Source organism: Arthrobacter sp. TMT4-20 (assembly GCF_054510775.1).
Genome location: NZ_JBTNDW010000004.1, coordinates 12005 through 31886, shown reverse-complemented (window position 1 = coordinate 31886; position 19882 = coordinate 12005). Strand labels below are relative to the sequence as shown.

The 19882-nt window shown below is 65.5% G+C and carries 22 protein-coding genes; 6 read left to right on the top strand and 16 right to left on the bottom strand.

All coding sequences use genetic code 11. The features are described from left to right. Window positions 1-62 precede the first annotated feature (62 nt). Window positions 63-1061, top strand: a complete 999-nt coding sequence (locus ACX80Z_RS05575; RefSeq protein WP_459315178.1) for a D-2-hydroxyacid dehydrogenase — start codon at window positions 63-65, stop codon at window positions 1059-1061. A gap of 101 nt (window positions 1062-1162) precedes the next feature. Next, a complete protein-coding gene (locus tag ACX80Z_RS05570; protein ID WP_459315177.1) occupies window positions 1163-2737 on the top strand; it encodes an MDR family MFS transporter in 1575 nt (524 codons plus the stop codon). An 8-nt stretch (window positions 2738-2745) separates the two neighbouring features. Here ACX80Z_RS05570 and ACX80Z_RS05565 read toward each other — a convergent pair whose 3' ends face one another. Then, entirely contained in the window at window positions 2746-3612 is an 867-nt protein-coding gene (locus tag ACX80Z_RS05565) for an SDR family oxidoreductase (protein WP_459315176.1), read from the bottom strand. Window positions 3613-3808: 196 nt separating this feature from the next. Continuing rightward, a complete protein-coding gene (locus tag ACX80Z_RS05560; protein ID WP_459315175.1) occupies window positions 3809-4534 on the bottom strand; it encodes a YoaK family protein in 726 nt (241 codons plus the stop codon). A gap of 179 nt (window positions 4535-4713) precedes the next feature. On the opposite strand from ACX80Z_RS05560, the gene ACX80Z_RS05555 reads away from it, so the two are divergent. Beyond that, the gene (locus ACX80Z_RS05555) at window positions 4714-6522 is read left to right on the top strand and encodes a gamma-glutamyltransferase family protein (RefSeq protein ID WP_459315174.1); all 1809 of its coding nucleotides are present in this window, start codon (window positions 4714-4716) and stop codon (window positions 6520-6522) included. Between the two features lie 38 nt (window positions 6523-6560). After that, window positions 6561-7262, top strand: a complete 702-nt coding sequence (locus tag ACX80Z_RS05550; RefSeq protein WP_459315173.1) for a GntR family transcriptional regulator — start codon at window positions 6561-6563, stop codon at window positions 7260-7262. 34 nt (window positions 7263-7296) lie between these two features. On the opposite strand, the gene ACX80Z_RS05545 is transcribed toward ACX80Z_RS05550, so the two are convergent. Further along, complete coding sequence (locus ACX80Z_RS05545) at window positions 7297-8490, bottom strand: phospholipase D-like domain-containing protein (protein WP_459315301.1); 1194 nt, start codon at window positions 8488-8490, stop codon at window positions 7297-7299. A gap of 93 nt (window positions 8491-8583) precedes the next feature. Beyond that, window positions 8584-9306 (bottom strand): AAA family ATPase, encoded by a 723-nt coding sequence (locus ACX80Z_RS05540; RefSeq protein ID WP_116778252.1) that lies wholly within the window; start codon window positions 9304-9306, stop codon window positions 8584-8586. 124 nt (window positions 9307-9430) lie between these two features. Between ACX80Z_RS05540 and ACX80Z_RS05535 the strand changes: the two genes are divergently transcribed. Further along, a complete protein-coding gene (locus ACX80Z_RS05535; protein ID WP_459315172.1) occupies window positions 9431-10720 on the top strand; it encodes an ATP-binding protein in 1290 nt (429 codons plus the stop codon). 21 nt (window positions 10721-10741) lie between these two features. On the opposite strand, the gene ACX80Z_RS05530 is transcribed toward ACX80Z_RS05535, so the two are convergent. The 4 genes from ACX80Z_RS05530 to ACX80Z_RS05515 form a co-directional block, all read right to left on the bottom strand. Beyond that, complete coding sequence (locus tag ACX80Z_RS05530) at window positions 10742-11461, bottom strand: polyamine aminopropyltransferase (protein ID WP_459315171.1); 720 nt, start codon at window positions 11459-11461, stop codon at window positions 10742-10744. A 166-nt stretch (window positions 11462-11627) separates the two neighbouring features. After that, window positions 11628-13442, bottom strand: coding sequence for a glutaminase A (gene glsA / locus ACX80Z_RS05525; RefSeq protein WP_459315170.1), 1815 nt, complete (start codon window positions 13440-13442; stop codon window positions 11628-11630). 30 nt (window positions 13443-13472) lie between these two features. After that, a complete protein-coding gene (locus ACX80Z_RS05520) occupies window positions 13473-13985 on the bottom strand; it encodes a PIN domain-containing protein (protein WP_459315169.1) in 513 nt (170 codons plus the stop codon). Further along, a complete protein-coding gene (locus ACX80Z_RS05515) occupies window positions 13982-14371 on the bottom strand; it encodes a FitA-like ribbon-helix-helix domain-containing protein (protein ID WP_459315168.1) in 390 nt (129 codons plus the stop codon). Before ACX80Z_RS05515 ends, ACX80Z_RS05520 begins: the two co-directional genes overlap by 4 nt. 220 nt (window positions 14372-14591) lie before the next feature. On the opposite strand from ACX80Z_RS05515, the gene ACX80Z_RS05510 reads away from it, so the two are divergent. After that, complete coding sequence (locus ACX80Z_RS05510; RefSeq protein ID WP_459315167.1) at window positions 14592-15959, top strand: Nramp family divalent metal transporter; 1368 nt, start codon at window positions 14592-14594, stop codon at window positions 15957-15959. Window positions 15960-16039: 80 nt separating this feature from the next. On the opposite strand, the gene ACX80Z_RS05505 is transcribed toward ACX80Z_RS05510, so the two are convergent. Genes ACX80Z_RS05505 through ACX80Z_RS05470 form a run of 8 tightly spaced genes read right to left on the bottom strand, consistent with a single transcriptional unit; the run spans window position 16040 to window position 19832 of the window. Continuing rightward, entirely contained in the window at window positions 16040-16429 is a 390-nt protein-coding gene (locus ACX80Z_RS05505; protein WP_459315166.1) for a hypothetical protein, read from the bottom strand. Then, a complete protein-coding gene (locus ACX80Z_RS05500) occupies window positions 16422-17021 on the bottom strand; it encodes an Asp23/Gls24 family envelope stress response protein (protein WP_459315165.1) in 600 nt (199 codons plus the stop codon). Before ACX80Z_RS05500 ends, ACX80Z_RS05505 begins: the two co-directional genes overlap by 8 nt. Continuing rightward, window positions 17018-17584: an RNA polymerase sigma factor gene (locus ACX80Z_RS05495; protein WP_459315164.1), complete on the bottom strand. Its 567-nt coding sequence runs from the start codon at window positions 17582-17584 to the stop codon at window positions 17018-17020. The genes ACX80Z_RS05500 and ACX80Z_RS05495 overlap by 4 nt, the downstream gene beginning before the upstream one ends. Further along, window positions 17581-18180 carry a hypothetical protein gene (locus ACX80Z_RS05490; RefSeq protein ID WP_459315163.1) on the bottom strand — a complete coding sequence of 200 codons (600 nt, stop codon included), beginning with the start codon at window positions 18178-18180 and terminating at the stop codon, window positions 17581-17583. The genes ACX80Z_RS05495 and ACX80Z_RS05490 overlap by 4 nt, the downstream gene beginning before the upstream one ends. Next, complete coding sequence (locus ACX80Z_RS05485; protein ID WP_459315162.1) at window positions 18177-18758, bottom strand: DUF6286 domain-containing protein; 582 nt, start codon at window positions 18756-18758, stop codon at window positions 18177-18179. Before ACX80Z_RS05485 ends, ACX80Z_RS05490 begins: the two co-directional genes overlap by 4 nt. After that, window positions 18755-19168, bottom strand: a complete 414-nt coding sequence (locus ACX80Z_RS05480; RefSeq protein WP_243400523.1) for a hypothetical protein — start codon at window positions 19166-19168, stop codon at window positions 18755-18757. Before ACX80Z_RS05480 ends, ACX80Z_RS05485 begins: the two co-directional genes overlap by 4 nt. After that, a complete protein-coding gene (locus tag ACX80Z_RS05475) occupies window positions 19165-19356 on the bottom strand; it encodes a DUF2273 domain-containing protein (protein ID WP_019481951.1) in 192 nt (63 codons plus the stop codon). The genes ACX80Z_RS05480 and ACX80Z_RS05475 overlap by 4 nt, the downstream gene beginning before the upstream one ends. Continuing rightward, window positions 19353-19832: an Asp23/Gls24 family envelope stress response protein gene (locus ACX80Z_RS05470; protein ID WP_024476639.1), complete on the bottom strand. Its 480-nt coding sequence runs from the start codon at window positions 19830-19832 to the stop codon at window positions 19353-19355. The genes ACX80Z_RS05475 and ACX80Z_RS05470 overlap by 4 nt, the downstream gene beginning before the upstream one ends. Window positions 19833-19882: the final 50 nt, after the last annotated feature.

Sequence of the window (19882 nt, the reverse complement as noted above, 5' to 3'; positions counted from 1 at the left end):
ATGGATTCAAGCAAGTAAAGCGGGGCAGTCTCATGAAGGCCGGCCGTGGGAGGATTCTGAGCATGAACTTCTTCGACCGGTCCGGCCGCAAGCCCGTTGTGACAGTGCTCGTGGGGGACCGCCCGGTGGTCGGACTGGAGCGGGTTGCGGCGCTGGCGGAGCTTCGAGAAACCGATGCAGCCGGCCTGCCGATGGCGCTCCGCGGAGCCGATGTGCTTTACCTCTGGGACTTCTTCTCCGGCGCGGTCGAGCCGGCCTGGGAACACGCCGATTCCTTGACGTGGCTGCACGTCGCAGCGGCCGGCGTCGACAAGCTCCTTTTCCCCGGCCTGATCGAATCCGCTGTCACAGTAACGAATGCGCACGGCGTGTTTGACCTTCCGATGGCCGAGTACGTGCTCGGCGCCATGCTGTTTTCCGCCAAGGACTTCGGCCAGACCCGCGACCTACAGCACAACCGGGTCTGGGGCCGGCGAACCACCCGCAACATCGCCGGCGCGCGGGTCCTGATCGTGGGAACGGGAAGCATTGGCCGGTGCACTGCGCGACTCCTGAGCGCGGCGGGCGCCGACGTCGACGGCGCCGGCAGAGTGGCACGGACCGGCGACCCCGACTTCGGCACCGTCCACAGCAGCTCACACCTCACGGCGGTGGTCGGCGCCTACGACTATCTCGTCCTCGTGGCCCCGCTGACCGCCCAGACAGAGGGGATGGTCAGCGCCGAAGTGCTCGCCGCGATGGCACCAACCGCGGTTCTGATCAATGTGGGGCGCGGCCGCCTCGTCGACGAGGCGGCGCTGGTGCGGGCGCTCGACGACGGCGGCATCGCCGGAGCGGTCCTGGACACCTTCGCAGTCGAGCCCCTCCCTCCGGCCAGCCCGCTCTGGGGGATGGACCAGGTGCTCATCTCCCCTCACATGGCCAGCGACGCCGATTCCTGGCTGCAGGATCTGGCCCGCCAGTTCGAAGACAATTTCCTGACCTGGTATGCGGGAAAGCCGTTGCCGCACCGGGTGGATAAGGCGCTCGGGTACGTGCCAACCTCTGGTGCTGACAGCTGACCGCGGCACCCCGACCTTTTCTCCTGCGGAATAGATTCTCTTCTTTCGTGCGTTGCGGCTATTAGGATCTGCTCCTCCCACACCACGTCAAAGGAATTTCTGTGTCTCATAGTGCCCCGCCCTCCGCTGCGAGCCAGCCGGTCGAGAACCAGCCGGTTGAGAACCAGCCAGCTGCGAGCCAGCCGACCGAGCGCCAGCCGGCCGGGAGCCGGGAAGACGCTGCGGAGGCCAAACGCAACAAGCTCGTCATCTCGCTGCTCCTCGTATCCGCCTTCGTGGTGATCCTCAACGAGACCATCATGAGCGTGGCACTGCAGTCGCTGACCGTGGACCTCGGCATCACCGTCAGCGCCGGCCAGTGGCTGACTACCGCGTTCATGCTCACCATGGCAGTGGTCATCCCGGTCACCGGGTTCCTGCTGCAGCGGTTCCACACCCGCCCAGTCTTCATGGCCGCCATGTCCCTCTTCAGCCTCGGCACCCTGGTGTCCGCGCTGGCGCCGGGCTTCGAGGTCCTGCTGGTCGGTCGGATCATCCAGGCGAGCGGAACCGCCATCATGATGCCGCTGCTGATGACCACCGTGATGACCCTGGTCCCGCCTGCCTCACGCGGGCGCACCATGGGCAACATCGCGATCGTGATCTCCGTGGCCCCGGCCATCGGCCCCACCGTCTCCGGCCTGATCCTGAGCGTGCTGGACTGGCGCTGGCTCTTCTGGCTGGTCCTGCCCATCGCCGTCGGCTCGCTGATTCTCGGCGCCACCCGCATTCAAAACGTCACCACACCGCGGCGCCTGCCCATCGACGTCCTCTCGGTAATGCTTTCCGCCCTGGCGTTCGGCGGCATCATTTACGGCCTCAGCCAGTTCGGTGAAGCAGCCGAGGGCGGCGGACCGGTTCCCCCCTGGCTGCCCCTCGTCGTCGGCGGCGTAGCGCTGGTCTTCTTCATCCTCCGCCAGCGCAGCTTGCAGCGCGCCGACCGCGCCCTGCTGGACCTGCGAACGTTCACGTCCCGCACCTTCACCATCTCCATCCTGGTGATCTCCGTCAGCATGATGGCATTGTTCGGCACCATCATCCTGCTGCCCCTGTACGTCCAGAACGTGCTGGGACTGTCACCGGTGGTGGCGGGCCTGCTGCTGTTCCCGGGCGGGCTGACCATGGGTCTGCTCGGCCCGGTGGTGGGGCGCATCTTCGACAAGCGCGGACCCCGCATCCTGGTGGTGCCCGGCGCGATCCTCGTCAGCCTGGTGTTCTGGGGGTTGACGATGCTCAGCGAAACCACTCCCTTCTTGATGGTGATGGTGGCTCACGTTTTCCTGAGCATCGGCCTCGCCCTGATGTTCACGCCGCTGTTGACCTCGGCCCTGGGATCGGTCCGGCCGCAGCTCTATTCCCATGGCAGCGCGATTGTCGGCACCGTCCAGCAGCTCGCCGGTGCAGCGGGCACCGCGCTGTTCATCTCGGTGATGACCATCCAGGCATCTGCCCTGCTCGACGGCGGTGCCTCCGAGGTTGCTGCCGAGGCGGGCGGCATTCAGGCTGCCTTCTTAGGCGGCGCGATCGTGTTCATGTTGGCCGTGATTGCCGCGTTCTTCATCCGGAAGCCCGAAGAGGCACCCGTTGATGCTGCCGACGCCCCCATCGACGGCGCCGGCGTGCCGGCAGTCCACTAGGCGGACGGCTAGGGGTGCCTGACTCCGTCCCCATTGAGGACGGCCAGGTACCCCTCCCGGAACGTGGGGTAGGTGAAAGTGAACCCCGTGGCGGTCAATGCCGCATTGCTCAGGCGCTTGCTTCCGGTCCGCGACGTCGACGCCGGCCCCACCTGGGGTGTGGGCACGCCCAGTTGGGCGGCAAGAAACTCAAGGACCTCGCCCTGGTCGACCGGCTCATTGTCGACGCCGATATAGACCGGACCCGGCTCGCCGACCTGGGTGGTCAGGTGCACGATGGCCGCCGCCGCATCATCGCGGTGGATCCGGTTGGTCCACTGGACCTCCTGCGGCAGGACCGCGGTGCCGGAGGACAGTTGGTCGATCAGCCGGGTCCGGCCCGGACCGTAGATCCCTGACAGCCGCAAGATGATGGCCGCCGGTCGCCGGTCACGCAGCAGCTCCTCCGTGCTGGCCAGGATTTTCGCCGTTGCAGTGCCGGGCGCCACGGGAGTCGATTCGTCCACCCACTCGCCCTCGTCGCCGCCGTATACGGCGGTGGACGAGACCAGCAGCACTTGCGCGTCGATGCCAGCACGGTCCAGCGCGTCCAGCACGTTGCCGGTAGCAGTGAGATAAGCCGCGCGGTAAGCGTCCTCGGTACGGCCGTCCGCGGCGGTCGCCAGCACCACAATGCGGGTGTCGGCGGGAAGCGGCGGCAACTCGCCGGTCAGATCCACCGGGATGCCCGCAATTTCCGCCGGGAGCTTGTCGGCTGACCTCCGCCATCCGATCACCCGGTACCCCGCCGCGGCGAATCTCAGCCCGGCCTCGGTCCCCAGATCGCCGCATCCAGCAATCAGTACAGTCCCCCGAGGAGATTTACCTTCGCTCACGTCAGAACCCTTCTCGAACCGGTCGAACTACCCTAAAAGTCGAGCCTACAACGGCGCCGGACCTGCAGAAATCCCACCGGTCGAGGTCGGTCAGTGGGATTATCTAGATTATCCCAGTGACCAGGGCAGACCGGTGGGAGAGTCGGAACTGGCAGGATCCGGTGGGAGAGTCGGAACTGGCAGGATCCAGAATTTGCTACCCGGCGGCTGCAGGCTCCAGCTCCCGCTCGTTCGCCGCGGCTCGCCTGTCCTTGCGGTAACGGAGCTGGCCGATCAGGGTCACCACAGCGGACAGGACCGCCGAGAGGGCGATGCCGACCCAGAGGTCTAGTTGAAGCGCTGCCGCCCCCACGAGGGCGCCGAGCAGAATCAGTGAGATCGCGAGTGCGCGGCGCACCCAAAACGGGCTCTTTCCACCGGCGAGGCGCGAATCCGAGGCCAACCCGGTAATGGTGGAGGTCACCACCACCGTGGTGATTTCGGCGACCTTGAGGCGTTTCGCCGTCGCGGCCTGAATACCCATCGCGAGGGCGAGGGTGCTGGTGGTGATACTGCCCAGTAGGTGGTCGGCGGTGACGTCGACCAGGGCGGTGAACAGGGCCAGGCCCCCGGTCAGCCCTGCCACCAGCAGGAAGGTTGCCGATGTTCGTCCGCTCCAACCCTCGGATGCCGTGCGCAACACGCGCCCGCCAATGACGGCGCCAACCATGAAGAAGAGCAGGGCCAGGGCCGGGCGAAGGACCGGGAGATCGCTGCCGCCTGCGATGGCCATGCCCAGCAGAACGACGTTGCCGGTCATGTTGCCGGTGAAGACCTGATCGAGACCGAGGAAACCCACCGCGTCCACCACCCCGGTGGAAAAGGTGAGCGTCAGCATGAGCCATAGGTGGAGTCGGTCGGTGGAGACGGGGTGCCGCTTCATTGGATCCTCCAGGGGTCGATGGACCGTCGCATCACCGTCGGCCTGTATACAAAATGTACCTTTCTGCCTATTGTTGTATGCAATCGGTCGCTTGTGGAAGCGGGCTGCGTGACGCACCCGGACCCATCAAGACCCCAACCCAGTCCACGGACCCGCTCAACGAACCGAAAAGGACCTCGATGACCTATACCCAGCCCGCTTCCTTCACCACCCGGCCCACTCTTGAGGGCACCTTCGGGATGACCGCTTCCACCCACTGGCTGGCCACCGCCTCGGCGCAGGCAGTGCTCGAGCGTGGGGGCAACGCGTTCGACGCCGCCGTCGCCAGCGCATTTGTGCTCCACGTCGTAGAGCCGCACCTCAATGGCCCGGGTGGGGATATGACCGGCGTGTTTGCGACGGCGGCAAACCCGTCCGAGCCCATCGTCCTGATGGGGCAGGGCCCGGCCCCAGCCGCCGCCACCCGCGAGCACTACCTCTCCGAGGGTCTGGAACTGGTGCCAGGCTCCGGTGCGCTCGCCGCAGCCGTACCCGCCGCCGTCGACGCCTGGTTCCTGCTGCTCCGTGACCACGGCACCTGGGAGCTCGGCGACGTCCTGCACTTCGCCATCGGCTACGCCCGGAACGGGCACCCTATTGTCGGTCGGGTGGGGGCGACGATTTCAGCGGTCGCTGACCTCTTCAACGAGCACTGGCCCACGTCGGCAGCGCTCTGGATGCCTGAGGGCACGGCCCCCGCGGCCGGAGAAATGATCAAGAACGAGGCCTACGCGGCAGTGCTGGACCGGTTGGTGGCTGCCGGTGCGCCCGACGCCACCCGCGAGGAGCGCATTGATGCTGCCCGCCGCGAATGGAGCGAGGGTTTCGTGGCGCAGGCCGCCGTCGCCTTCACCGCGCAGCCGCACCGCCACTCGTCCGGCACCGACCATGCCGGGGTGATGAGCCTCGAGGACTTCGCCGGTTGCCAGGCCACCTACGAGCCCGCTACCACCTTCGAGTTCCGCGGCCACACGATCGCGAAAACCGGGGCCTGGGGGCAGGGACCCGCCCTGCTGCAGACCCTCGCCATCCTCGCCGGGTACGACGACGAGCACCTGGACCCGTCCACTGCGCTCGGCGCCCACACCATCCTCGAGGCGCAGAAGCTCGCGATCGATGATCGGGAGGCCTACTACGGTGACGCCGACGTTCCGCTGGATTACCTGCTGTCCGAGGAATACTCAGCCCAGCGCCGGGCGCTGATCACCGACCGGGCGTCGACGGAGTTCAGGCCCGGCACCGTCCCGGGGCGCGAACCCTTCATCCCGCCGCTGCGCACCGAATACACGGCACCGGCTTTGGCCGGGGTGGGCGCAATGGCGGGCGTCGGCGAGCCGACCGTCTCCCGCAGCGGTGAGACCCGCGGCGACACCTGCCACATCGACGTCGTCGACCAGTGGGGCAACATGGTCTCCGCCACGCCGTCCGGTGGCTGGCTGCAGTCCTCGCCGACCATCCCCGAACTCGGCTTCTGCCTGGGCTCACGGTTACAGATGACCTGGCTGGAGGACGGTGCGCCGTCGACCCTGCGCCCCGGCAAACGCCCCCGCACCACCTTGACTCCGACCCTGATCCTCAAGGACAGCGTCCCGGTGGTGGCGCTCGGATCACCCGGCGGCGACCAGCAGGACCAGTGGCAGCTGCTCTACATTCTGCGCACCATCGTCGGCGGCTACTCACCACAACAGGCCATCGACGCTCCCTCGCTGCACACCACGTCCATCCCCGGATCCTTCTTCCCCCGAACCTGGGAACCCGGGGGAGCCGTGGTGGAGGATCGCCTCGGTGACGACATCATCTCCGATCTGGAAGGCCGCGGCCACGTGGTGACCAGGGCCGGCGACTGGGCGCTCGGCCGCATCTCCTCGGTTGTGAGCGACCCCGCAACCGGTGTACTGAAGGCCGCCGCCAACCCCAGAGGAGCACAAGGCTATGCGGCAGGACGCTAAGCTGCGGGGCGCACGGGAACTGCCGGCAGCGATCCGCGGTGCCGCTCTTGCCGCCTGAGCCAGAGTCGGTCGATCCTGCCCCGAAACAGCGGGTGCAGGACGAAATCCGGCATGACATCATCTTCGGGTCCCTGCGCCCTGGCACCCGCGTGACCGAGGCGGCGCTCGCCGCCAAGTACGGGGTCTCCCGCATCCCTGTCCGGGAGGCGCTGCGTGCGCTGGAGGCTGAGGGTTTCGTTGATTCCAGGCCGTACGCCGGATCGACGGTGTCGGAAATCCCGGTGGACGACGCCGACGATCTCTTCGCCGTCCGTGAAGCGCTCGAGGCTGCCACCGCGCGGCGTGCGGCGCGGCGGGCGTTGGCCCAGTTCAGTGCGGGCGAGCCCAGCGTCGAGTGGTGGAAGACCCGCAGGTTGCTCGCCGACCTGCTCGACGACGGCGACCAGGCCGTGGCGGAGGGCAACCTCAAGGTGCTGCCCGAGCTGAACATCCGCTTCCATCTGGGGATCGCCGATCTCAGCGGCAGCGCCTCATTGACGGCCCTGCTGCGCCAGATTTCCGGCAAGATCGAATGGCTTTACGCCACGGACGTCGATCATCGGGGGAAGCAGTCGTGGGGCGAGCACCGGCTGATCATGGCAGCGATCGACGCCGGGAACCCGGTCGACGCCGAACGGCTGATGGCCGGGCACGTCCACCAGTCCCGGGTGGGATATCTGGACCGCTTCGCCACCCCCTGAGACTGGCCCCCACGGTTTTTCCCGCTGACCGTCGCTAGAGGAGCGGGCGGAGGGGAGCGAGGATCGCCTCGCTGACTCGGGCCACAAGGTGCCGTCGCTCCCATTCCTTAATCGTGAGAATCCGGCTGTTGCCACTGTCGATCGCGAAGATCTGCTCCATGTTGTGTGCCAGCCCCTCGTCGAAGATCTCCAGGTTGATCTCATAGTTGCCGGTCAGGCTCAACCGGTCAATGTTGGCGGTGCCGACTGTCGACCATTGCCCGTCCACGGTCGCCGTCTTCGCATGGATCATGGCGTTCTGATAGAGCAGGATCTGGATGCCGTTCTCCAGCAGTGATGAATAGAAGCCGCGGGACAACCAGTCAGAAAGCACATGGTTTGATTCCTCTGGCAGGATCACGCGGACGTCAACACCGCGTTTACTGGCCCGCAGCAGGGCGTTCAGAATCTGCTGATCGGGAATGAAGTAGGCGGTGGTGATGTAAATGTGGTCCTTGGCTCGATTTATTGCATCCAGGTAGACGCCGCGAATCGGGAACACCAGGTTGGCGGGGATGTTGTTGACTGCCCGGAGGCGGGGCTCCCAGAAGCCGGCACTGGTGTCGTCCAGGGGTTGTCGGGACCGTGTGGTGGCCATGTTCCAGACGCTGACAAAGGCTTCGCGCAGATCCCAGACTGACGGCCCGACAATCCGCAGGTGGGTGTCCCGCCACTTCGTGGCGTACAGGCTGCCGATGTTGTAGCCGCCGACAAATCCGATCCGCTCATCAACGACCAGGAGCTTGCGGTGGTCAAACCCGGTGCCGCGAATGTTGGTGAAAAGGATTGACGGCCGCAGGACCGGGAACCGGAAGACTTGCACATCGGGGTGGAACGAGTAAAAGGATGGCCGCACCACCAGGTTCGCGAAGCCGTCGTAAATGACATGCACCTTCACGCCCCGCGCTGCCGCCTCGTTCAGGGCGTCACGGAAGGTGTGGCCGACGGCGTCGCCCTTCCAGATGTAGGTCTCCATCAGGATTTGGTGCTCGGCAGATCGGATTGCCTCGAGCATCGCTTCGTAAAGATCTTCGCCGTAGGTGAAGACGGTGGTCGCCGACCCGGCGACGTGACCGTCGAAGGTCCCCGGCTTGGGGAATCCCTCACGTTTGGTTCTGATCTTCTTCTCGACCGCGTCAATAACCACCAGTGTTGCGGCGACGACCGCCTGCAAAGCCCCGAGCACCATCGCAGCTCTTCCGACGACGGTGCTGGCGAAGCCGACGAGGCGCTTGGGGTGGTGTAGACGCATATTCAAGAGCCTATCGGACCGCCGTCGGTTTCAGAGCTGGCGAAGATACCGGTCGGGCGCGTTCATGAAGCTACGCCAGTTGACTGTCAGATCCAGTTCGTCCCAGTGCATCTCGCGGAACCCCCAGGGCCCGAGCTCGAGGATTGTGGCGCCGGGAAGGGCAGCGAGGAGAGGGGAGTGGGTGGAGAGGAGCACCTGGGATTTCCCGTCGGCGAGGAGTTCTTTCAGGATCCCGAGCAAAGCCAGACAACCGCCGAAGGACAACGCCGATTCCGGCTCATCCAGCACCCACAGGCCTGGTCCACGAAACCGGTCCACCGCGAGTTCGAGGAACGACTCCCCGTGTGACATCGAATGGAACCGGGTGTCGTTGCCCGACCGGCCGGGATTCTGCTCCAGATAGGTGAAGAACCCGTGCATGGTCTCGGCCCGCAGGAAATAGCCTCGCTTGCTGGCGCCCGGGTTCCGGACCAGCTGGAGGTGATCCGACAGTTCCGACTCGGACGGCCGGGTTGAGTGACGCGCACCGGTCGACCCGCCCTCGGGCGACAGCCCGAAGGCCAACGCAATCGCCTCGACCAGCGTCGATTTGCCCGAGCCATTCTCGCCGACCAGGACTGTGGCGGAGCCGAGCGTCATCCCGTCGTCCAATAGTTGCGCCACGGGCGGCAGGTTGGCCGGCCAGCTCCCCTGCTCCAGTTCGGACGCCGGATGGGCAGTGACCCGCCGGAGGGGGAAACGGTCGAGGCGCATCACAGCATCATGGCAGCCGCCTCAGACAGTCACAATCTCCGGTGCCGTCCAGCGGTGTGTCATGATCAGCGCACTGCACGTTTCGCATCCGACACGATCAGCACACGACAAAGGAGTCACCCGTATGACCGGCTGGAGAATCAGGGACTTTCACTCTGCTGACATGGACGCGATCCTCCACCTGTGGGAGGAATCCCGCAGCGCCGGCGTCGAACCGGTGTACGCGCTCGCTGAGGTCCTCGCCTCCTGCCAGAAGGATCACGCCGTCGTCGCCGTTCACGGTGAAACGGTGGTCGGCACCGCGGTGGCCCGCGCCGCGCACGACCAGGGCTGGATTGTCTTTTTCGCCATCGACGAGGGTTGGCGGAACCACGGGATCGGCAGTGCGCTGCTCGCCGCCATCGAGGGCAGGATGGCACCGCACGGCCTGACCAAGCTCTCCACCCTGGTGCCCGACGCCGAACACCGGGTGGCTGCCCTCCTCAACTCGGGATTCCAGGACCGGAAGCACCTGAGGTACTTCGAACGTGACATTCCCGTGCAACGCCAGGAAATGGGCCTGCTCAGCGAACTCGGCGGACGGTTGATGCCGCGGAACCTGTGGAACAACGTGGGCGGCATGCAACGCGAGAAGGAACTGCTCGAACGCCGGTTGGTCCTGCCGCTGGCCAACCCCGACCTGGCCGAGCAGTACGGGGTGGTGCCGCCGCGTGCGGTGATGCTGTTTGGCCCGCCCGGAACCGGCAAGACCACCTTCGCCAAGGCGATTGCGTCACGGTTGGAGTGGCCCTTCGTCGAGGTGTTCCCCTCGCGGCTCGCCGCTGACTCCAAGGGCCTCGCGGGTGCACTGCGGGAGACCTTCCTCGAGATCGCCGAACTCGAACACGCGGTGGTCTTCATTGACGAGGTCGAGGAGATCGCCGCCCAGCGCCAGGGGGAGCCGCCGTCGCCGTTGCAGGGTGTGACCAACGAACTGCTCAAGATCATTCCCGCCTTCAGGGAACGGCCCGGCCGGCTGCTGGTGTGCGCCACGAACTTCATCCGGGCGCTCGACACGGCGTTCCTCCGGCACGGGCGCTTCGACTACGTCATCCCCATCGGGCTGCCCGACGACGACGCCCGCCACGCCATCTGGCAGCGCTACATCCCGTCCGAGGTGGCAGCAGAGGTCGACATCGTCCAGTTGGTCAAGTCGTCCGACGGATTCTCGCCGGCCGACATTGAATTCGCTGCCCGCAAGGCGTCCCAGCGGGCCCTGGAGCAGGCGGTGTTCGGCGCGGTCGACGGTGGCACGCCAGCCCCGGGTCCGTCCAGCGAGGACTACCTGTCGGCGATCGCCGAAACGCGGACCACCGTGTCGGCGTCCGTGGCGCAGGAATTCCGCGAAGACATTGAACGGATCGCCAGGCTGTAGTCGGAACCGGGGTGCGCGACGTTATCGGGGTTTGCGGCCCAGATACACGGTGTTGGTCGAGTCCCTGCCCTGCAGCGGGTTATCAAAGCTGACGACGTCGGCGCGTACCTCGGTGAACACCTCGCCGAGGACGGCCAGGTACTCGTCGTCGGGCGGGTCATTGGACCAGAGCGCGAAAATCCCACCCGGGTGCAGGTGCCCGGCCAGCCGCCGCGTGCCGGCCGGATCGTAAAACGGTGAGTGGCTGGGGTGGAGGACGTGCCGGGGGGAATGGTCGACGTCGAGGATCACCGCGTGGAACAGCCTCGCCGGGGCCTCGGGATCGAATCCTTCCGCCGATGCCGCCAGCGCGAAAAAGTCGCCGTGGACGTAACGGCACCGCGGGTCCGCGGTCAGCGTCTTCCCGGCCGGAATCAGCCCGGTCTGGTGCCACTCGATAACCTCGCCGAGCGCCTCGACGATCAGGAGCGACCGTGCACGCGGGCTGTCGAGTACCGCCTGAGCTGTGTAGCCGAGACCCAGGCCACCGACGACGACGTCGAGCCCGTCCTCCGGCAGCTCGGCAAGAGCCAGCTCGGTGAGCTCAATCTCGGCGACGGTGAAGAGGCTCGACATGAGGAAGTCGTCGTCGAGCTTGACCTCGTAGACCTCCTTTTCGAAGGTGGGGTCCCAACGCCGTCGGAGGCTGATCTCACCCAGCCGGGTCTTGCGCCAGTCGAGTTCCTCGAACCGGGCGCTCACCGCTGCACCCCGGTTCGCCGGCAAGAGGATGAGCTGACATTGGTGTGTCGGGCAACGAGGATCATGCCTTTAGTCTGGCAGGTAATCGGCTCCACGGACGGTTGGGCGAACCGTGCGCTGCGCCAGCCCGCGGCCGATAAAGACAGCACTGAAGGTAGTTAGCTTCCTAGTCGCGGACGCGGACGGCCGTCTCCCGCAGGTATAGGTCCACGCGGGTGTACGCATCGCGGGTCAGGGCCTTCCAGAGCTCGACGGCGAGCCGCGGGTCCTCGGATTCGAGCTGGCTAATTACGTCGGCGGTGAGCACCATGACCTTGACCCCGCCCTCAGCCTTCACCGTGGTCTCCTGGCGGTCGTCGCTGCCGAGTGCGAGTTCACCGAACGTCATGCCAGCGCTCAGGGTGGTCAGGCGCACCCGACCGCCGGTGGGACCGGGGACCGAGGTGGTGATTTTTCCGGACAGGATGAAGAACACGCCGCCGAACCGCTGGCCGACCCGGCGGATCACGTGCCCGTCGTCGTACTCGCGCTCTTCCATGCGACCGGCGAGAGCCGAGGCGTCCTCGCTGGTCAGCGGGCTCAAAGCCGGGCAGTCGGTGACCTTGACCAGCGTTGGGAGGAAGAGGTTATCGCCGTAGGCGGCAATGAGTTGGTCCTCGCACCACTCGACCGCGGCGGTCCGTGTGTCGAAAGTGGGAACCTCACGGTCCACGTCCTCGAAGGTGTCGGCGAGGGCCCCGTCGCTGTCAATCAGCACCAGTTCCCTGCCTTCGCTGACCAGGTTCTCCCGGGCTTCGGCCAGCAGCCGCAGGGAGACGTCGGCGACTTCGTCGACCCGGCGGAGGTCGAGGATGATGAACTCTATGGTCTGGTCGAGGGAGCTCAGCTCACGGATCATCGACTCGGTGCCAGCGAAGAGCAGGTCGCCGTTGAGTTCGATCACGCGGGCGCGGTGACCGTTGTCCCGGAGGATGTCCATCGCCTCGTCGTTGCGGCGGATGCCCGACGGTGATGCCGAAATGTCGTAGGTGGACCGGATCGCGGACTTGCCGGTGCGGGCGGCCCTGACGAAGTGCAGTTCCATATCCCGGGACAGGCGCTGGCTCGTGGCCATGCCGCGGACACTGCTGCCGTGTTCGTCCAGGGGAGGGGAGTAGACGGCGAGTCCCACCTGGCCGGGCAGGACGGCGATGGTGCCGCCGGCGACTCCGCTCTTAGCGGGCATCCCGACGGTGCTGATCCACGACCCGGCGTCGTCGTACATGCCGCAGGTGGTCATCACCGACAGAACCCGTTCGATCGGGCCGATCTCCATCACCTGACGGCCGGTGAGCGGGTTGCGGCCACTGTTGGCCAGGGTGGCGGCCATCACCGAGAGGTCGAGACAGTTCACCAGGACCGAGCACTGGCGGAAGTAGTCCTCGATCACCGGGGTGGGATCGTCCTCAATGATGTTGAACGAGCGCAGCAGGTGGGCCAGCGCGCGGTTGCGGTGCCCGTGCTTGAGTTCGGACTCGTAGATTTCGGTGTTGACGCTCAGCTGTCGCCCGGCGAACGCCGAATAGGTGTTGAGGATGCGCTTGAACCGTCCGTTGCCGCCCGACCCTTTGATCAGGGAGGTAGCAGTCAGGGCGCCAGCGTTGATCATGGCGTTGGAGGGCCGCCCGGTGCCCTCGGCGAGGGAAATTTCGTTGAACGAATCGCCGGAGGGTTCGACGTCGACCTTCTCATCAACAGCTTCCATCCCCAGGTCGGCGAGTGCCAGCCCGTAGGTGAAGGGCTTGGAGATGGACTGGATGCTGAACTCGTCCCGGGTGTCTCCCACCTCATAGATATAGCCGTCAACCGTGGTGAGGCAGATGCCGAAGTTGTTCGGATCGACATTGGCCATTGCGGGGATGGTGCTGTAGGGCTTACCATCCTTCAGCTCGGCGATCTCCCGATGAATGCGCTTGAGGTAATTTTCAATAGGAGAGTCCATGGTCCAACACTAGCTGGAACCCAACGGCACTCAGCCGGTGCCGCCGGCACCTGGGGGTCGACGGTCAGAAGCGGAGACAGGGGCAAGTACAGGGACAGGGACAGGGACAGGATCGGGGGCGGGAACCGGATCGAGGATGAGCGGATGAAGCTCAAGATCGAGCCCTTGGTAGTCACCGGCACGCCCCGTGACGAGCGGCATCATGAACTGGCGGGAAATCGCCGCCTGAATAAGCACGCCCAGGGGATAGTAGGACCCGGCCGCATTCTTCGTCGTCGCAAGCTTCGCCAGGATTATGGCACTGTCGGCGTCCAGAGGGAGCACTCGCCGATGCAGCAGCCCCCGCAGCAGATCATGCAAGGCCCGATCCCGGATCGACCGCAGCCGGGGATCTGTGGCCGCATAAATAGCGGCTGTCACTTCCGCAATAGCGAGTGCGGTTGTTTGAGGTCGAGACGGAAACTGCTTCACAAACTCGACAACACCGTCATCCTCGGTCGAGCGAATGAGTGCGAGAAGAACGTCCGAGTCGAGAATGCTCACGATTCGGCCCTCCACTCGTGTGGAGCGGGTTGCATGGAGGCCGCTCGGTTCAGCGTGGATTGACTGCTTTCGAACTGTTTCGGCTCGGGTTGTTTGAGCTCGGGTTGTTTGAGTTCCAGTCGCCGGAAGGGGGACCTCCGCTGCGGCAGTGCGGCATCGGGAACCGAGCCAATGTCCAGACGGATGTTCCAGAGCTTCGCGTACCACTCCGGCACCTGTAAAGCGGCCAGGGGAGTGAGTGCCTGCCGGGACTCGGCCGGTAGGCTGGCGAATCGGTTCACCAGCAGCCGCAGTTCCTGTTGCATTGACCGGCCGTTTTGCGCTGCTATCACCTTAATCTGGTCTACTACCGCGGGCTCTATTTGGCGAAGCGTGATGTTCGGCATGGGTGTCTCCTTTTCAAATCGTGCATGCAGTGCATGCGATGCATGCATTTCCCCATCCAAAAGTGCATGCATTGATTGCACTGCATGCACCAAATAAAAGGGATACCGTCCCCCGTCTATGTGGGTAAGCTCACTGCCTGTCACCTCAACCGTGAGAGGATACCTAGGGCTCGAACGCCGACGGCGCGAGCTACTAGCCTCCAACCCAGAAGGAACTTCGATGTCCGGCGAAATGCCCCCTGAGAAGCCCAACCACGGACCCGTATCTCAAGGTCATGCGTCTGCCGCCACCCGCGACGGGTCGGGTGAGAAGCTGAACCATTCGGACCGCGTCGACGACGACGGCGGCAAACCCGCCAAGTGGAAAATTGTTGGACCAGGGCTGGTGGTTGCTGCCACCGGTGTTGGCGCCGCCGACATGGTCGCCACCCTGGTAGCGGGATCCCGCTACGGCTACGGCCTCCTATGGGCGGTCATTCTCGGCGTGTTCCTCAAGATCATTCTGGTGGAGGGCGCAGGACGGTTCACGCTGGCCACCGGTTACACCATCTTCGAAGGCTGGCGTTCGCTCGGTAAGTGGACCACCTGGTACTTCGGGCCCTACATCATGATTTGGGGCTTCGTCTACGGGGCTACGGCCATGTCGAGTGCGGCGCTGCCCCTCGCCGCGCTGTTCCCGGTCTTCCCCCTCTGGGTCTGGGCCATCGTCATGGGCCTGGCCGGGTTCGTGATGGTCTGGTTTGGTCGGTATGCCACCTTCGAAAAGATCACGGCAGCCCTGGTGGGCATCATGTTCGTCACCGTGGTGGGCCTGGCCATTATCGCGGCACCTAACCTCCCCGAGATGGTGACCGGACTGGTGCCGATCATTCCCGAGGGTGGGTTGCTGTACACACTGGCGCTCGCCGGCGGTGTCGGCGGGACCATCACGCTCGCTGCCTACGGCTACTGGTTGCGTGAAAAGGGTTGGTACACGCCCAAGTGGATGAAGGTTATGCGCATCGACAACTCGATGGCTTACGTGATGACCGGCATTTTCGTCATCGCCATGCTGATTGTTGGCGCCGAAGTGGTCCGCTCCGCCGGAGTGAGCCTCAGCGCCGGCGATGAGGGGCTGCTCGACCTGTCCACGGTTCTCCGCGAGGAGTACGGCGACGTCGTCGGAATCGGCTTCCTGGTTGGGTTCTGGGCGGCATCGTTCTCGTCGATCATCGGCGTCTGGAACGGTGTGTCACTGATGTTCGCCGATTTCTGGGGCAATATCCGGGGCAAAGAGTCGGGCCACCCCGACACCCGGGTGGGCGGCAAATACTTCAGGTTCTACGTCCTGTGGCTGACTTTCCCGCCGATGATCCTGTTTGCGCTGGGTCAGCCGATTGGGCTGATCCTGGCGTACGGTGTCCTCGGTTCACTGTTCATGCCGTTCCTCGCCGTCACCCTGCTCGGACTGCTGAATGGGAAGCGGATCCCCAGGAAGTACGCGAACAAGCTCCACACCAATATCGCTCTCGCCGTCGTCGCCTTGCTGTTCATTGTGCTCGGCATCAACCAGTTGGTCGGCGCCGTCGCGCCTCTCTTCGGGAGCTGACCCCGGGGTTTCTGGCTCCGGTCGCCGTTTCTGGCTGGGGACTGCAGCGCCGGGGGACCGGCCGCTAGGAAAACCGGACGCTAGGAAAACCGGACGTCGGTGAAGCCGCACACGGTGATCTCTACTGAACTCACCGGCCCCACCGAGGTCACCGACTCCACTGACTCCGCCGAGCCCGCCGAGCCCACCGAGCCCGCCCGGGCGTCACCGGCAAGACCGCCCAGCTCCGCCCGGACCGCGGCGGCCACGTCGCGGACCAGCCGGGGTGCCGGGGCGCCCGTCAGCGCTGCAATCCGTGCCCTGATGACCAGCCCGGAATCGGCTGTGTCGACGGCGACCACCGTTTCGTTGGCGCCGAGGGTGCTCGCGATACCGGCGAGCACGGCCGACCGCGCCGGATACAGGCCAGCGACTCCTTCCACCCCAGTAATGATCTCCTGGACGCGAAGGGCTAGTTGGTTCTTATTCATTCACCGCTCCCTTCGGGGCTGGGCTGAAATGCTCGTGGACGTCGGTTACCGTCACGTCGACCGACGTGAGGTTGAGTTCTGAATGGGTGCTGATCATCGCCGCGATCCTCGATCGGAGGGAATCGATCATCGCCGGTAGTGGGTAGCCGAAGAAGGCTGTCACGTTCACTTCGATCATGACGTCGGCGCCAGGGGTGGTGATGTCGCCGTGCAGCCGGCATTTGCCGATGGTTGCGCCGTCGACGTCGTCACCAATTCGCCGGATGAGAGCCAGCAGGCTCCCCTCGGTTTCGAAGAAGGCGTCCTCGGGATATTCGCTGGACAGTGGAATGCTCCGGCCGGAACGCATTTCCAACCGGAGATTGCCAAGGATCGATTGCAGCCACGGCTCGTCAGCCGATCCGGCCTGCTCGGTGTCAGCTGCCGCAAGCTGACCGCTGAGGCGCTGCAGGGAGCGAAGCCCCGCCAGCCCGGCCTGGCACTCGGGGCACCGCAGGTAGTGTTGCTCGGCCGCGGACTGTCCGGTCCGCAGGTATTCTTCAAGCTCGTCGAGGCTATGGCCACAACCGGGGTCAGGGAGCTCGTTATTCATCGCCAGTCCTCCATTTCCTTCATCAGGGTGGTGCGTGCTCGCGACAGCCGACCGCGAACGCTGTCGGTCGTGGTGTCCATCGTCTTGGCAATGTCCTCGTAGGATTGCCCGCCCATTTCCTTCAGCACCCAACATTGCCGTTGCTCCAGTGGAAGCCTTTTCAGGGCTTCCACCAGGGAACGCATCTGGGTGTCCTGCTCGACTGCCCGCTCGGGACCGGGCCCGCGGTCAAACGGTTCGACGTCGTCGAGGTTGACCGTGTTCTTGCGCTTCCGGATCAGATCGATGCTTTTGCGGCCGCAAATCCGCATCAGCCACGGCTTCACGGCCGAGCCGTCCTGCAGTTTGCCGAGCTGGTTCCAGGCCTGGAGGAGGGTTTCCTGCACCGCGTCGTCGGCGTCAGTCGTCGACCCGGTAAGGCGGCGCGCATACCCGCGCATTAGTGGCCCGTAGCGTCGGGCGAGCGATTCGAAAGAGGACACGTCGCCGTCGGAGGCCCGCTCCACCAGGAACGAATCCGCCGCATCGTCGAGGTTGAGACGTGGACGGTCAGGGACCGTCAATCGACTCTCCGGGTGCGGGTGAACCGGGTCCTGGCGCCGGTCTGCACACTGACCAGAACGGGGATCCGTTCGCCGAGCAGCGTGTCCAATCCGGCGATGGCTTCGTTGGCTGCTGCGACCACGGCGCCCGGGGAGGCGCCACGGCGTGGCTGAACCCTGACCCGCAGGCCGGTTTGGCGACGCACCCGCCAGGAGGACACCGCAACGGCGAGGATCTGGCCGTTTTCTTCCAGGGCGGTCCGCAGCGCGTCGGCCACCAGCGAGGTTTCTACGGTGGTGTTGCCCATTGCGGATCCTTGCCGTCCCACGGTGCTGGTCCGCCCGCCGCCCTGGGAAGCGATCCACCCGATGAGCAGGGCAGCGCACACCACGACCAGCGCCAGCGCGGCGATGGTCCACCAACTGGTGTCGGCGGTCAGGGGTGCGGACGCCAACAGGGCAGGGAGCCCGTTGATCGCCGTGGCGCCGATCGAGGTCCAGGCCTCGGCAACGTCCGGCACGAGGCCCGCCGCGGCGGTCAGCGCGCCGACGGCCACCAGTATCAGTCCAAGGACAGCGAGCAGCGTGCGGTTCAACCAGCGGTGTGTGGAACTCATATGCCCAACGCTCCTTCGTGCCTGATGTTGATCCTAACCGTCGGCTCCGGACGAAGCCCGTATCCCGACAGCTCATCCTCGACGGCCGACCGGATGGTCGTTTCATCGAGGGGCGACCCGCTGGTCGGTCGGACGTCCACCGTGATGCGTCGCCGGTCGACGCGGGTGGACACCTGATCCGGATCCAGTCCGGCCTCTTGCCGGGTGCGCCGCGACACTGCGGCAGCGATCACCTCCGAGTCGACGACAACAGCCGTCCGGTCCTGGTCGACCACGTGCAACGCCTTGGTCCCTGGTGTCACGGCGACCAGCAGAAGCACCAACCCGATGAGAGCCAAACCGATGCCGGCTGCTGCCAGGCCCCAGGGGAGCGTCGACTCCGGCAGGTCCGCCGCCCACTGAAGCATCGACGGAGGATTCGCGACCAGCGGAGGCTGATCCAGCAGGGACAACACAGCCTCGGTTCCCAGCCAGGCCAAGCCCAGGAGGCCAACGACGGCGGCTGTCACCGATGCGCCAGCACGGGAGGAATGGGTCTCACGGCGCAGGAGCCGCCGGGTGTGCAGCAGTTCGCTCATGCCAGTTTCCGTTCCGCTGGTGGGTGGATGCCGGTGAGTCGGATGTCGATCCGGCCCACCTCCGACCCGGTCACCCGAGAGGCTGCTGCCCGGATCCTCGAGCGGGCATTCTCGGCCCGTTCGAACAGTGTCCCTCCGCCCTGCTCTACCGCCTGCGGGTTCCGCGCAGCCTGGAGGAGGGTGGGCGCGGGCAGTGGAACCGACACGGCCATCCCGAGGGCGCCGCCGTCGTCGGCCAGGCTGACCCGCACGTCCCGGCGCGGGACGCCAAAGACCTCAGCGACGACGGCTTCGGTGGTGTGGGTCAGCGCGGCCTTCGTGACGCGGGTGTGCCCGTTACGTCCGGTCCCGTTAAGCCCGGCCGGGGTGGCCCGGGCAGGGTTTGCCTTGGCCGGGGTCGCCGCGGTCATGAGGAGGAGCGCCTGCCCCGCAGGGCATCGAGCACCGAGCCAAGGTCAAGCTTCCCCTCCGCAGTGCGGCCGAGGAAGGCGCCGATCGCCATGAACAGTGCCACCAGGACGAAACCCCAGAAGCCGAAGATCAGTGCAGTCAACGCGAGGGTGGCGCCGACGGCGATGCCGGTGGTAGTCGGGCTCATGAGACGCGCGATTCTGCTGGTGCGGTCTGGGCGTCGTCGTCGTCATCGATGTCATCGCCGGGGACGTGGATATCGGTGACTGTCACGTTTACCTCGGTGACCTCCATGCCCACGATGTCCTCAACGGCCGAGTAGATGGCGTCGCGAACCTGGCCGGCGACCTCCTTGAGCGGGTGCGGATACTCGACGACCAGGGTGATGTCGACGGCAACCTGGGTCTGGCCGACCTCGACGGAAATACCCTGGGTGTGGTCCTTCTGGCCCATCGCGTCACGGATGGAACCGAGAGCGCGGGCGGCCCCGCCACCCACGGCGTAAACGCCCGGAATATCGTGAACGGCGATGCCAGCGATTTTCGCAACAACGTTGTCGGCGATGGCAGTGGTGCCGCGGCCATCGTCATTCGGGCTCTTCCCGACGACGGTCGCGGTGGTCGGCTTGGAAGCCTGGGTCTTGTCCTGGGGCTGAGTAGTCATGAGGTGGCTCCTTGATCGATATCAGTCAATGTTCCGGTCAAACGGGTGCC